Source organism: Lacihabitans sp. CCS-44 (assembly GCF_024343735.1).
GTDB lineage: Bacteria > Bacteroidota > Bacteroidia > Cytophagales > Spirosomataceae > Leadbetterella.
In genome coordinates this window covers 42,882-57,170 of record NZ_RJUE01000008.1, presented here as the reverse complement: position 1 = coordinate 57,170, position 14,289 = coordinate 42,882, and the positions used below count along the sequence as shown (strand labels likewise).

Here is a 14,289-nt window from a genome sequence, read left to right as displayed (position 1 = left end):
AGTTTTTGTATTGAATGGAGAAAAAAATATTTCCCCATTCATTTAATTTATCGTTTAACTGTTATAAAGTTCACAAAAGGTTTTCCTCCGAATAGCCTAGGATTAGTACTAGCTACTACGTAATAGTAGGTGCCATCAGGAACGTATTTATCTTTTTCAACCCTAATTCCAGTATTTGAGCTTCCATCCCATCCATTTGGTTCACTAGAATCTACATCTTGAGGGAAATCTTTGAAGTAATTCTCTGACTTGTACACTAGATGTCCCCATCTATTATAGATGTATATAGAGATATTATCGTCTTCTGTCAAGTTTACAGTATTGTCTTTATCTTTAATTACTAAGACATCATTCAGACCGTCTCCGTTTGGCGAAACCCCTCCATAAACTATCACATTTACTGCTGATGTATCTTCACTTGCCGGCTCAATAGTTATACCTGTTGGCTCATTATCATTCCCAGGGTTTCCGTCGTTATTCTTATCAGGAACTAAGCCCACAGAAGACTTATCAGAAACAAGAACTGTATCAGAAAGTGCAGTGCCATTTATAGTATTCAAGTAGGTCTGTGCCTCTAGGTCATTATTTATAACCTTCACTTTGAATGTAATGGTATCTGATGCACCAGCTGGTAATGTACTTTGAGCTGCTACTAGCAAAGTCTTAACGGTATCACCATCAAAGCTTGCATTGATTTTCAATGTGCTACTATCGCTAAGTGTAGGCGTACCCATTAATACAAATTGAGTTTTGTTACTAAACACATCTGCCAGATCATCAGTAAGCTGAACACTATCTAACCTAGTGGTTCCGTAGTTTTTGACAATAACTTTATAAGTCAACAAATAGCTACCGTCCGCACTTCCTAGGGTATCCACCGATTTTGCAATTCCGAGTGGCGTTATAGGCGTAAGGTCTAAAAGTCCTGTAAAGTCAATAACTGTTGGGTCGGAATCATCAGATGGGTCGCCCGATAAGTTTGCATCAGGATTTGTGCCATCAGCCGAAGGATCAGACGTAGAACCTCCCGTAAAGTAACCGATTCCAAGTGCTATATTTTCATATCTTAATGTATCCGCTTGGCTCATGTCCACTCTCACTACCATTCCAATGGTTTTGGTTGTATTAAGAGGCAATGAACTCAACGAATCTGCCAACACATTGGTTAGTTCGCCTTTTCCTGTATAGTTAGTATTTGCAACTAATCCAGTCTCTGGGTCTTTAACATAAACCGAATCTATGATTACTTTATCTCCGAAAGTATATGCTAAATTATCTTGTAATTGAACTTTCGAGAATGGAACAATACCATAATTTTTCATCACGAAACTAAACTCAACATCGAAGACTTTAGTTCTGTTTGGAACTTTTGTAATTCCAACTAGATTTTTAGCCAAGCCTATTAATTCATCAGGAATATTGTCGTTGAAGTTCAATATTGTAGGATTTGATCCAGCTGGAGCAGGGTTAATTCCATCATTTGATATGTCTGATACAATTTGACCACTAGGACTTGTTGAGTTTACAGTAACATTGTTTCTGAAAGGCCCATTGTTGCTATTCAACTTTATATTTATGGTCCATTTCAATGTATCTATTTTTCCAGGAATCAAACTACTGCTAGCAGATTTCAACAAACAAGTATTCGTTACTCCGTTAAAGCTAGTATCTACTGCCAAGCTACTTCCTGCACTTGTAAATGGCTTGACAATAACTCTTACTTCGGTTGGAGACGAGAATGTGTTACTTAATGTATCACAAATCGAGACATTTGTAAGTGTTAAATTACCACAATTTTGAACAATGGCTTGAAAAGTAACATTATATGTGCCGTCGTCTAGTTTTGTTTTATTTATTGTAGTAAGGGCCAAGCCTACACAAGCTGTTATCTCAGACCCTTGATTTTCTGTATTGAAAATCAATTGAGTAGGTACGCTTCCTGGTGTATCTGGATTAACACCTGAATTTGAAACATCTACAACTGTTGAGGTGGTTCCATTTGACAAATTGCCAATTCCTGTGGCTATTGCCTGATCTTGGAATTCTTTTTTATCTCCAGTCACTAAGTTCATCACGAATATTATAGTGTCCTGTTTTCCAATTGGCAAATTGCTGCTTGGCAAGGTTAGTCTTGGATCCGAGCTACCATTGTAGGCAGGATTTGAAACCAAAGTACTTGTTAAATTTAAACCAGGGGTTCCTACCATAGTGTAAGAGGCTGGGTCACCAAAATATTTCGATAATGTATCAGTCACTAAGACATTATTCAAATCAACTGATCCATTATTTTTAACAATTGCTTGGAAAGTAACATTGTAGCTTCCATTACCTTGTTTCACAGTGTCCTTCACTGACAATACTATAGCTATGCTTGGAGATTTGAACAATCTCACAACAGTAGGATCAGATAAAGCCTTTACTATTACACCTCCATCATTTGAAACATCTGAAACCTCTTGATTGACATTAATACCAGCAAATACGGTTTTGCCCACTGCCTTGACTATCGTATTGGTAGAATAAGGACCTTCAGTACCCATTGGCAACAAGTTTATAATAAACACTACAGTGTCAGTTTTTCCAACTGGCAGCTTACTTGTTAGTCTGTTCAATACAGCTGTATTAGTAGACCCATTAAAGCTATCATTTCCAGCAAGTGTACTTCCTGTGTTTGGAGTAGGTTTTTGAACTATAGTAAACTGAGTAGGGCTTGGGAACATAGCACTTAGATTTTCCACTAACTCTAGTGAATCCAGAGCCACATTGCCACAGTTTTTAATCAATGCCGTAAACTTAATATTATAGCTTCCGTTGGTTTGTCTGATTGTATCTGCTTTGAAAGCAGTAGAAACACAACTTTCCTGACAAGTGACACACTCAATCGTAAACTCGTCCATATTGTTGATTACAACTGGATCTGTTTGATCAGCAGAAATCTTTTTAACAACATTTGTGATACTACCAGCTTTTGTAAGTTTAGTAGAATAAGTGTATGTTTTAGATTCTCCAACAGCCAAAGCAGATATTGTAACCTTTAGATTAGAACCTTCTGTTAATAACCCTGGAGTACCTCCAAGAATCGTCAAACCTTCTGGAACCTCGTTCAGTACTACTACATTAGTTGCATTAGAAGGTCCATTGTTTTTAACTTGAATGGTGTAAATAACAGTATCACCAATTACAACACTTGTCTTATTTCCTGATATAGTTACTCCAATGTCTGCAACTGCCTGAGTTGTATCACAATTGTTTGCTATAACTGCCACCGCAGCAGAGTTAGCAGAGCGACATCCGCCAGCGTTAATGTACTGAACACTGTATGAACCGGAGGCCTTAACTGTTATGCTTCTTGTTGTAGCTCCATTGCTCCATATATGGGTGTAGCTTCCACTTGTACTAGCGGTAAGAATTACAGAATCGCCAAGGCAAATAGTAGGTGCTTTGTTAGTGGTTATTGTAGGCATTTCTGTTATAGAAGTTCCTGAAACCGTAACTGTAACGCTATCAGCAGCAGCACAAGTACCCGTTCCACAAGTAGCTGAATAAATTGTTGTGATTGCCGGGGTAACTGTAATGCTGCCAGTAGTAGCACCGGTATTCCATATCAATCCATTAGAGCAATTGGTAGCTGTTAAAACCACAGGAGTATTTGCACAAACAGTACCTTGAGAAGCTGACACAACTGGAACTGTTTTAGTACCAACTGTAATTTCCTGACTCACAGATCTCAAGCAGCTGCCCGTACCACAGGTAGCTGTATATGTTGTATTTGCTATTGGGTTAACAGTAATCGATGATGTTGTGGCTCCAGTACTCCAAGTCAAAGCTCCTAAACATCCCGAGGCTGTTAGTGTTGTGCTTTGGCCTACACATATAAATGCGTTAGTGGTAGTAATAACTGGTACTTCAGCTGGAGAAACCGTAATATTTATACTTGCAAAACCCGAACAAGATGCCGACCCGCACGATGCTGAGTAGCTTGTTGAGTTAGCAGGAGTTACCGTAATTGTATTTCCTACTTGGCCCGTATTCCATGTAAGTGTTGATGAGCAGTTTGTGGCTGTAAGTACCACCGAAGTCCCTGCACATACAGAATTTGACGATGCTGTAAGCGTAGGTGTTTGAATCGTTCCTATGGTGATAATTTTAGACGCTACTCCAACGCATCCTTCTACTGTACAAGTTGCAGAGTATGTTGTCTGTACTGTTGGAGAAACAGTTATAGAAACTGTTGAGTCTCCTGTATTCCATCTAAGCGTACCAGTACAGCCAGATGCTGTAAGAGTTGTATTTCCACCTGAACAAACAGTTTCTGAAGAAGCTGTAATTGTTGGAGTTTGTGTCAAAACAGTAATCAAGACTGGTGTTGAGGCTGGACTAACACAACTATTAAGAGTACAAGTAGCTGAATATGTAGTATTTACCACAGGCCTTACTACCATTATGTTTCCAGTAGCTCCATTTGACCAGTTAACAGTTCCAGAACAATTATGAGCAGTAAATACTAGACTGTCTCCAGCACATATCCTTTCTGCTCCACATGTAACGATTGGTGGAGTAGAATTAGAAACGACATTAATATTTAAAGAAGCATATCCACTACACCCTGTACCTGTTGCACAAGTAGCAGTATAGGATACTGAAGTAATTGGGCTAACTTCTAGCGTACTACCAGTTCCTAGTGTAATAGCTGTATTTGAGGTTAGTGACCAAGTTATTGTACCAGTACAACTTGTGGCTGTTAAGATTACTGGGGTGTTGGCACAAACATTATTTGCCGAAGCGGTAATAGTTGGTGTCATACCCAAACCACCAACATTGATAGTTTTTTGTACAGTTGCAGCACATGTTCCAGTACCGCATGTTACAGAGTATACAGTTGTAGCAGAAGGAGTAACCGAAATAGAAAGCGTTGTTTCACCATTTGACCAAAGTGTTCCGCCTGTACAATTACTTACTGTTAACGTAACTGGCTCTCCTCCACAAGTGTTATCTTTTGAAGCTAAAATCGATGGTGTTTGAGAAGTACCTACATTAATCACTAATGGTGTTGAGACCGGACTAATACATGAGCCTAAAGAACAAGTAGCGGTGTAATTAGTTGTAACTAGAGGAGACACAGTGATGCTAGCCCCTGTTTGGCCATTAGACCAAGTTACAGTTCCTGAACATAGTGTTGCTGACAAAGTAGTACTCTGTCCTGAACAAATATTAGAATTCGTAGCCGCCAATTGAGGGGCTACAGGACTTCCAGTAATAGTAACAGAAACTATATTTGATGTGTTACTTATACAAGTAAGGACACTACAAGTAGCTGAATAGTTTGTTACAGAACCCGTAGGATTAACCACTATAGAAGACCCTAACATGCCGTTAGACCAGGTTACTGTTCCGGTACAGCCGGATGCCGTCAATGTTACTGAACCTCCCGCACAAACAGTAGTAGAAGAAGTAGCAACAACTGGAGGCACTATAGAACTCACAATTATTTGAACATTATTCGAATTTGGACTAAAACAGCTTCCTACCTGACAACGTGCATTGTAAGTAGTCGTAATAGTTGGGTTTACTGTAATTATATTACCCGTCATTCCATTTGACCAAACCACTGTTCCGTTGCATCCAATAGCCGATATAGACACATTCTCTCCTGGACATATATAAGGATTTGCACAAGAAATCAATGGGGTTGTTGGGTTACATGGCTCTTGAACTGTAATAGTATTTGTATCATCATCATCCTCGTTTCCTCCATTGTTTGGAGTTGAGTCAGGATCTTGTTGGTCTGATTTTGTCACCTCGGCTCTGTTCATAATACTTCCAGAACCAGTAACAGTAGCTGTTACATAGAATTCCTCAGAAGAATTTGCAAGTATTGTTGCAAAGCTAGCAGTCACCGTGCTTCCCACTACTAGGTTCTGATCAGCTCCCGTGGCAGAAACCAATGTAAGACCAGCTGGTAGTATATCTGTAATTTCTACATTTGTAGCATTATTTGGCCCTAGGTTAGATATTCTAATCGTGTAGATTACATTATCTCCTACAGATGGGGTTGAGTTATTTGCCAATTTTTGTAGACTTAAGTCAGCAATTGGATTTGGAACGATTACATTTAAAACCTCATCGTCATCATCATCTTCATTTACAGTGGCTCCATTTCCTGGAGTTGAGTCGCTATCCAACTGATCTGCTGAAGCAACCTCGGCGACGTTAATAATCGTTCCGCCATTTATTGCTCTTGCTGTGTAGGTCAAATAAACTGTTTGACCAGAAGCTATAGTTGGTATCACAGTTGATAACAAACCACTCGAATTTGTCAAACCTGAGCTCGAAACAAACTGTAAACCAGATGGTAATCTATCTTCAATTCTTACATTTGTAGCTGGATCAGGGCCTGCATTGTTTATTTGCAAAGTAAATATGATGTTATCGTTCTGATTTACTGTACGTTTATCTGCAGTTTTAAGCAGTGACAAGTCTATTACTTGAGCACAATTCTTTTCAGTAACAACAATTATAGCAGGATTACTGTAACAACCAACAAGAGATTTTTCAAACAAATAATAAGTTCCTGCTCCTACCGCTGAAGGATTTGCAACTAATGCTGATGTTGATAAATTACCAACATGCCATTCAAAAACTCCACCTGACGAGGTAGTTCCATTTATTATATGTGTATTCAAATCAGATGTTTCACCAATACATATTTCTACCGATGGAGTGGCAACTGGACTCAAAGGTCTTTGATTCACTACCAATGCAATAGGCGTACGGTCAGTTGGACATCCAGGAGAAACGGTGCTCAACTGGGCATAATAAACTGTGGTAGTGGTTGGATAAACCAATTGATTTTGACCACTGTTTGATGTAAACAAAGGCGTCCCACCAGAAGGAACTAAATACCAATTAATTGCAATACCGTTTGACGAAGTTGCCGTTAAATATGTTGAATCTCCAGAACAAATATCGCCATCCAATACTGCAATAGTGCTTATATCAGCACAACTTTGAACATAAAAGCCAGCATCAATTGTTTGATTTGATTGTCCAGCAACAAGTGAATATGTCCCTGTTTTACCTGTCGTGGCATTTGCGTCACTATCAATACTGTCGTTTGCTCCAGAATTTGATGAACTAGAAATATAACCAGAAGGTCTATCGAATGCTACTACATAATCTCCAGGAATTATCCCTGTGAATGAGTATTGGCCATTTGATGCCGTGGTGGTGTTCGATATAAATGTTCCGCTTGGACTTTCTAGAGTAACTGTAACTCCTGATATACCCGGCTCACCAAGATCTTGGACACCGTTTTGATTAGTATCTTGCCAAACAAAATTACCAATTGAAGCAAACGGGGTAACAGACATGTCGCCAAAGTCAAAGTCATCTTCGTCTCCTCCAGTTTTTCCGTTTTGATTTATGACATCATCTACCGATGTACCGTCGTTACTTTGGTTGTTGTCTGGGCTAGAGTCTACATCAACTATCGCTTCACCAACAGGACCTCTCGACCTACTTATTTCAGCCGAGTTTCTTATAGTACCTCCAGAAAAACTTGGACTAACTACAAAATCTATTGTCAACGGCACCATTTGGCCAGCAAGAATAACCAAGTTAGGATTGTTATATATGGCTCTTGACCCAACCTGTGTCCAATCCGGATCAGCTAATACCAATCCTGTAGGAATATAGTCTGTAATCTCAACTTCGGTAGCCATTACAGTACCTTGGTTATAAACATCTATTTTATATGTTACTGTCGAACCGGGATAATAAGGACCAGGGTTTAGTAGTGTTTTTTGCAAGGCTAAGTCATAAACAGGTATTGAACTAATGTTTATCGTACTTATGTCAAAATCATCTTCGTCGCCGCCAGTTTTGCCGTTGCCAGTTATCACATCATCTTGTGAAACACCGTCATTTGTGCTATTGGCATCAGGAGTAGAGTCGAAATCCGTTACAACCTCTCCTACTGGCCCTCTTGCTGATGAAATCTCTGCAGAGTTTGTTAATGAACCCGTAGCTGATGGTGACACATTGAATGTGATACTCAAATTAGAAGTACTTCCAGCCGTTAATAAACTAAACGGAGTTACCAAAGTGGCTACAGAACCCGCTTGAATCCAGTTGGCATCTGCCAACGTTAAACCTGATGGTATATAATCAGATATCTGTATGTTAGTTGCATTTTGGTTTCCTTGATTTATTATCTCAAAATCATAAGTTACTTGTCCACCAGCGACTACGCTAGAGGCTATAGAGGTTTTTCTCAAAGCTAAATCAAAAACAGGAGGGGGGGTAACGTTGATTACACCAACATCTGAGTTATCATTATCTCCTCCAGTTTTACCATTTTCATTTATAGCATTATCAACAGCGATACCATTATTATTGGGATTGTTGTCTAAATCTGAGTCAATATCAGCAACAACTTCCCCTACAGGCCCTCTCGCTGAAGAAAGTTCAGCAGAATTGCTCAACGAACCCGTGTAAGCTGGAGAAACGTTAAAGGTAATAGTTCTTGTGGCCGAATCACCGGCTGCAATAGCTGCAATAGGAGTATTAAGAGTTGCTACATTTCCTGCTTGTGTCCAGTTTGCATCTGCAAGTGTTAAACCAGTGGGAATATAATCTGAAATCTGAATTGTAGTAGCACCAATATTGCCTTGGTTGTAAGCCTTAAATGTATACGTAACCTGGCCACCGGCAGTTATTGAGCTCGAACTCGGTGTCTTGCGAAAAGCCAAGTCAAATATGGGTCCTTGTTGCAAAATGATAGGACAACATCCAGTAGCTGAACATTGCGTAAGCGAAGTTGTAAAAGTATAACTACCTACTCCTCTAATTGTCAATGAATTGTCAAGATTAACAGTAGCTTCAGGGGTACTTGGCCCAATTGGAAGATTGTTTCTAAACCAAGTAATCCCAGTTCCATAGGAAAAGGGAGCAGGGACTTCCACTGTATATTCGTCTCCAGCGTACCACTGGATAGGCACTGAAAAGCACGAGGTGGCAATGTCGTCTTCTGTCAAATCAGTATCACCAGGAACTGAGTCAACGTCAGAATCAGGACTTGTCTTAACCTCAGCCAAATTAAAAAACACGCCCGGGCTTAATGTTAAACCATTTATTTCTAATCTTACCGAATCTCCACCTGCCAAGCTAGGAACAGTCCAAGTACCTACTCCCGTGGAAGTAACGTAAGACCAAGAACCGCTTGTTTGCGTAGCCGAAATTGAGCCCATCCCTCCAATTGGAACTATATCCTCAACAACTATATTGGTTGCTGTGGTATTTCCCTCATTTACCAAAAAAATGGTGTATCGCACAGGAGCACCAATGGTCGGTGTAGAATTATTCACGGACTGTCGAATAGCTAAATCAACCTCCGCAGCAAATGCAGAACTCATCGAAATAACTAAAATCACTAACGCAGCTAAGCTAACTTTATACCCGTTTTTCAATGAACTAAATATAGAGATCCGCTTTACGTCGGATGGTTGTTTGAAAAAGTTTATTAACCAGTGAAGTAAGAAACTCATAGATTTATTAAGTGTGAAGAGGTGTTTCATTAATTTCGGATAAATAAAATTGTAATTTTTACTTTTTGGTATTTTGCCTTGTGAGTCAATGTTAATCATGCATTCATGCTTAGAGATTCCAACAGAATAATTTAGCCCCTGTTCTACCAATAAAGAATCCTCACCTTTACAAAATAACCCTTGAAGCAAGGGGATATTCAATATTGAATTATCTCCATCTGCAGCGTTCTGCGGATGGCTTGCGTTGGTGTAAAATGATGTCTTCATTACGTATATTTTTTTCATTCAAGAAAACTAAAATCCTTATAAAAAATAATAATCCAAGAACCGATTAGAGCCAATAAGCCCTATTCGTAACTTTAGTGTATCCAAAACTATGCCAATCGAAAAAAAATAATTACTTATTTAGCGGCGTCGAAGAATTTATACGCAATACGCTGATAATGTGAATCTTGCAGAAATGATGTTTTATCTAATGAATAACACCTTTTAATAATATTTTTGAGAAATGAAAGGATAAAATACTACATAGCATAGCTGCTAAAACTATGCCAAAGCCATCCAATAAAATTTAGTAAGCGATGCCAAAAAGATTTTGAAGAGTTAAAAACAGTGGAGATTCTTTCCAAAAAAAATCAAAAATCCTTGCCGATGGAGATATAAAATTTAGGTTTTGAAAACTCTTTGTCCTCTTTTCCTACTGCGTAGTCAGCCTTCACAAAAAGCCCTAAAATAGTTGTCCTTAAACCAAAACCAGTTCCCATCAAAAATGGATTTTTAAAATTTGTGACTTCCGCAAAAAACGGGCTAATGCCGTCTGTTCCGATCAATATTGTGTTGAGGCTATTTTGCCTACTAAAAGGCCCTTTGTTTCCATTCCAAGCTGTGCCTATATCATAAAAAGCTACCATCTGGAGGCTCCTCAAAAAAGTACTTGACATAGAACTTCTTGGAAAATATTCAGCTAAGTGCCCTCTAAGTTCAAAATTGGATAGGATAAAATTATTGCCAAACAATCGAGCAAAGTCAAAACCTCTCAATTGACCGGGGAAATTATAAAATAATATATCTCTAAAGTCTCCTGCCGGGCCAGGCAAAAGACCTTGAGCGTCGTATATGGTTCTGTTAACGGTATTTTCAGCTCCTCCCAAATACGAGAATTTAGGAGAATTACCCATAGACTTACCCAAATTAAATCTTCCTGCAATCACCAAACCCTTCACCACCTTCTGATAGTGTCTAACGTCAAGGTTCAAGCTTTCAAAGTTTTGCTTATTCTCTTTAAAGTTAATATTTTTTTCTAATGAGAACCTTCCCTTCGTTCCTAAATCAATCCCATTAGAGTTAGTTTTGGTATTGTCATACACCAAATGCAGCCCCCCAGAAATGTACAGATTATTTAGACTTTCTCTTCCAGGTAACTCATAATCTATGTCTGTGGCTTTTAAAAATGACGGTACAAACTCAAACTTTAAGTTTTCAGAAAAGGGATATATAATACTCGTGGAAAATTTCTGAGAAATAATTCTACGAGATAGCAATATTGTTTTGTCAGATTGAGGGTATATTTTTAATGGTCTAAACAAATAATTATTGTCCTCGTCAATTCCTTCAAAGTTTATGGACCGCTTCTCAAATTTGAATATGTAATCTATCTTTTTTGAAAAATTTCCGTAGGAAAGTGTGTAGTCATAGTTTTTAAAGAATGGTGCGGAAGGACGCACAAAGGTTTTCAAAATAAAAACATTGTTCTCGAGCAAATCATTAAACATCAATTTATAACCAACACCAAACCTACGTGCAGGATCAATAAGGATATCAATATTGTTTCCACCAGAAACCAACAAATTATTGTAAGATTTCACTTGACTCAATCTAAACTCATCGTTTGATTTCTTTAATCCGTCGCTTTTACTTTCTCCAATCAAAATATTTGGAGTATCTTCTGACTTCTTCAAGAGCTTATATTTTTGAACATTTATTTCATCAAAAACATAATTATCTGTATCAATTTCACCATTTTTTAAATCCGAAATAGTTGTTCCCAACACAGGAAGAGTTTCTTCAGGCTTTACACGTTCTTTTTGTGGTTCTTTTGTTAAACTACCTTCCAAATAAAACGCCCGCCACTCTCTTTGAAACTTGGCGAAAGACAATCCCAAAGTACTGGTTATACTCGACTGTTCATTTCTAATAATTCGTGTTAGATTAAGAATATTTGATATGTTGTCTTTCCCATATTTTATGGCTATATAATGCCATATAGATTGACCTATTAATTCGGCTTCTTTTCCTCGCAGCTGTGATAATTTATTGTCTTTATTTTCGGCAATTACGGCTTTAAACTGCTCATACTTTGAGGAATTGTCGGATTCCGCTATATAGGCCGAAATACCGCTTATATACCAATCTGGCACCATTAGTAACAACTGACTCTGAACAGCTTCCTTCAAACTACCTCCGTAAAGCATGTCGTAAACGAATAAATTGGCTATCTCTTTTATCAATTGGTTATAAAATAAAGAATCACTTTTATTGTACGGAAGTTGTACTCTAGCTTTAGAAAGGTTTAAAATGCCGCCATCCAAATCTAGCGGAGCAGTATTGCCTATGTTGCTTTGTTTTTGATCTTCCGGGGAGTTGTAGATAAATACTTTCATCACAGAAAAAGGCGTGTAACCCAGCGTTTCGGTCACTTTTTCATATTCTTCTTCCGCTTTTTTTGCGGCTTTCCTAGCTAAATCCTGGCCACCTCTGTAGAAATTAAATTCGAAGTTATTGCTTTTGATTGTTTTCCAATCGAATCTTTTCTTTTGAATCTTACTTTTTCCAAAATCTTCCCCTGTAACGCCATAATAACGCTGCGAAAAGGCCTCCGAGCAAAGAAAAACAGATAATACTCCAGTAAAAAGTAATGTTTTTATAGACTTCATTAGTTTAAGAAAAGGTCAAAAAATCGTACAAAACCTGTTAATAATTACGAATATAACGCATAATGGCGTTCAATGTTTGCTTCGGGATTAATATCTTTCTGAAGAAATATGAAATCCAACAGTTGTTTTACAAAATATGGAGCCAATGAAACTCCTTTTGTGCCTAGCCCATTAAACACAAACATGCTTTTATGCTCAGGATGAACTCCCAAAATAGGTCGGCGGTCTTTGGTAGAAGGCCTTACGCCTGCCTGTTGGCCGAGTATCTCAAACTCAGTGTTCAGAATCTTATTTGCTGCTGATATCAACTCTTCTTTACCGCGTTCGGTGGTTTCAAAGTCGAGTTCATGCCAGCTATATGTAGCTCCAATGCGTATTTTGTCGCTACCCAAAGGCATTATCCATTTGCCCTGATTCACTATCGACTTTATTTTATAATCCTTTATTTTGGCCAAAATACTCTCTCCTTTTACAGGATTAAACGGTAACCAATGGAAGAACGGGTTCTGGGTGGCATAAAAACCTTCACAAAAAATGATTTTTTCGGTAAAAATATCTTTGTATCTAAAACCTGCCTTCTCAACAATCAAATCTTCATAAACGAATTTTGACTCCACAAAAGCCCCCTTTTCTAAAAGCTTTTCTTTGATTTTTGAAAGCATTGTTGGCACATCTAACCAACCTGCCTTGCTGGTGTACATGCCGCCTAATGGGACATTAAAATCTGGAGCATAGTCTTCTACGTTTTCCAGCACTTCGAGATAATCCTGTAGTTGATGTTTTTCTATTTGATTAAGAAAATTAGTCTTACTTTCTTGGTTTACAAAGGGCCTAAACAGACCAGTTTGGTGAAAAAAACTAGCCTTAAAATCGGCCTCTAGACCTCGGTAATAATCAAACAACAAGCCAAAAAGCTCGTCGATCAACCAAGTTTTTGCCAGATACTTGCCCGTGACAGGGTTCACCATGCCTCCAGCCACCATACTGGAGGATTTCATGCTTGAATCTCCAAAAACCAATACTTTAAGTGCTTTATCCACTAGTTCATTAGCCAATAAAGACCCCGCTAGTCCGTTTCCTACTATTATGAAGTCGTATTTTTTCAAGCTTTCCATTTTTTAAGCACCACCATGTCGGCCAAAAGAATCACTTGGTCAACCTGCTCGTCAAGAGTCATGTAAGTGGTATCAATCACCACTGCATCATCGGCCTGTTTAAGTGGGCTTTCGGCACGAGTGCTGTCTATGATATCACGTTTTTTGATATTTTCCAAAATCTCCTCAATGTCCAGCACATCGCCTTTGGTCATGAGTTCTATTTGCCGTCTTTGGGCTCTCACAAGCGGGTCGGCTGTCATAAAAATCTTGAGTTCGGCTTCTGGAAACACCACCGTGCCAATGTCTCTGCCATCCATTACCAAACCTTTCTTTTTGCCCATTTTGCGTTGCTGGTCTACCATGGCGTGTCTTACGGCAGCTATGGCACTCACCTCACTCACTTTGTTGGCCACATAGAGTTTACGTATTTCGTCCTCTACGTTTAGGCCGTTGAGATAGGTCTGGTTTTGTCCGGCAGCATTAATTCTAAACTCTATAGATATGTTCTCCAGAGCAGTTTCTATTTCCTTTTGATTAGAAATCGAAATGTGATTTTGAAGAAAATAGAGTGTAACGGCCCTGTACATGGCTCCTGTATCTATGTAACTGTAGGCAATATTAGCTGCGGCTTTTTTGGCGGTAGAGCTTTTTCCACACGACGAGTGTCCGTCTATAGCTATTATAATTTTTGACATAATTCTGTTCTTTTGAAAG

4 protein-coding genes are annotated in these 14,289 nt (G+C 38.6%); all 4 read right to left on the bottom strand.

Annotated features, from left to right (window positions below):
• Positions 1 to 47 precede the first annotated feature (47 nt).
• The gene (locus tag EGI26_RS05865; protein ID WP_255076982.1) at positions 48 to 9,812 is read right to left on the bottom strand and encodes an SdrD B-like domain-containing protein; all 9,765 of its coding nucleotides are present in this window, start codon (positions 9,810 to 9,812) and stop codon (positions 48 to 50) included.
• A gap of 368 nt (positions 9,813 to 10,180) precedes the next feature.
• Entirely contained in the window at positions 10,181 to 12,478 is a 2,298-nt protein-coding gene (locus EGI26_RS05860) for a hypothetical protein (protein ID WP_255076979.1), read from the bottom strand.
• 44 nt (positions 12,479 to 12,522) lie between these two features.
• The gene (locus EGI26_RS05855; protein WP_255076977.1) at positions 12,523 to 13,593 is read right to left on the bottom strand and encodes an FAD-binding oxidoreductase; all 1,071 of its coding nucleotides are present in this window, start codon (positions 13,591 to 13,593) and stop codon (positions 12,523 to 12,525) included.
• Positions 13,581 to 14,270 carry a (d)CMP kinase gene (cmk, locus tag EGI26_RS05850; RefSeq protein ID WP_255076975.1) on the bottom strand — a complete coding sequence of 230 codons (690 nt, stop codon included), beginning with the start codon at positions 14,268 to 14,270 and terminating at the stop codon, positions 13,581 to 13,583. The genes EGI26_RS05855 and cmk overlap by 13 nt, the downstream gene beginning before the upstream one ends.
• Positions 14,271 to 14,289: the final 19 nt, after the last annotated feature.

Bases quoted from the DNA above. Each gene is read 5' to 3' on its own strand.
- EGI26_RS05865 (WP_255076982.1), bottom strand. From the start codon at position 9,812: ATGAAGACATCATTTTACACCAACGCAAGCCATCCGCAGAACGCTGCA.
- EGI26_RS05860 (WP_255076979.1), bottom strand. From the start codon at position 12,478: ATGAAGTCTATAAAAACATTACTTTTTACTGGAGTATTATCTGTTTTT.
- EGI26_RS05855 (WP_255076977.1), bottom strand. From the start codon at position 13,593: ATGGAAAGCTTGAAAAAATACGACTTCATAATAGTAGGAAACGGACTA.
- cmk (WP_255076975.1), bottom strand. From the start codon at position 14,270: ATGTCAAAAATTATAATAGCTATAGACGGACACTCGTCGTGTGGAAAA.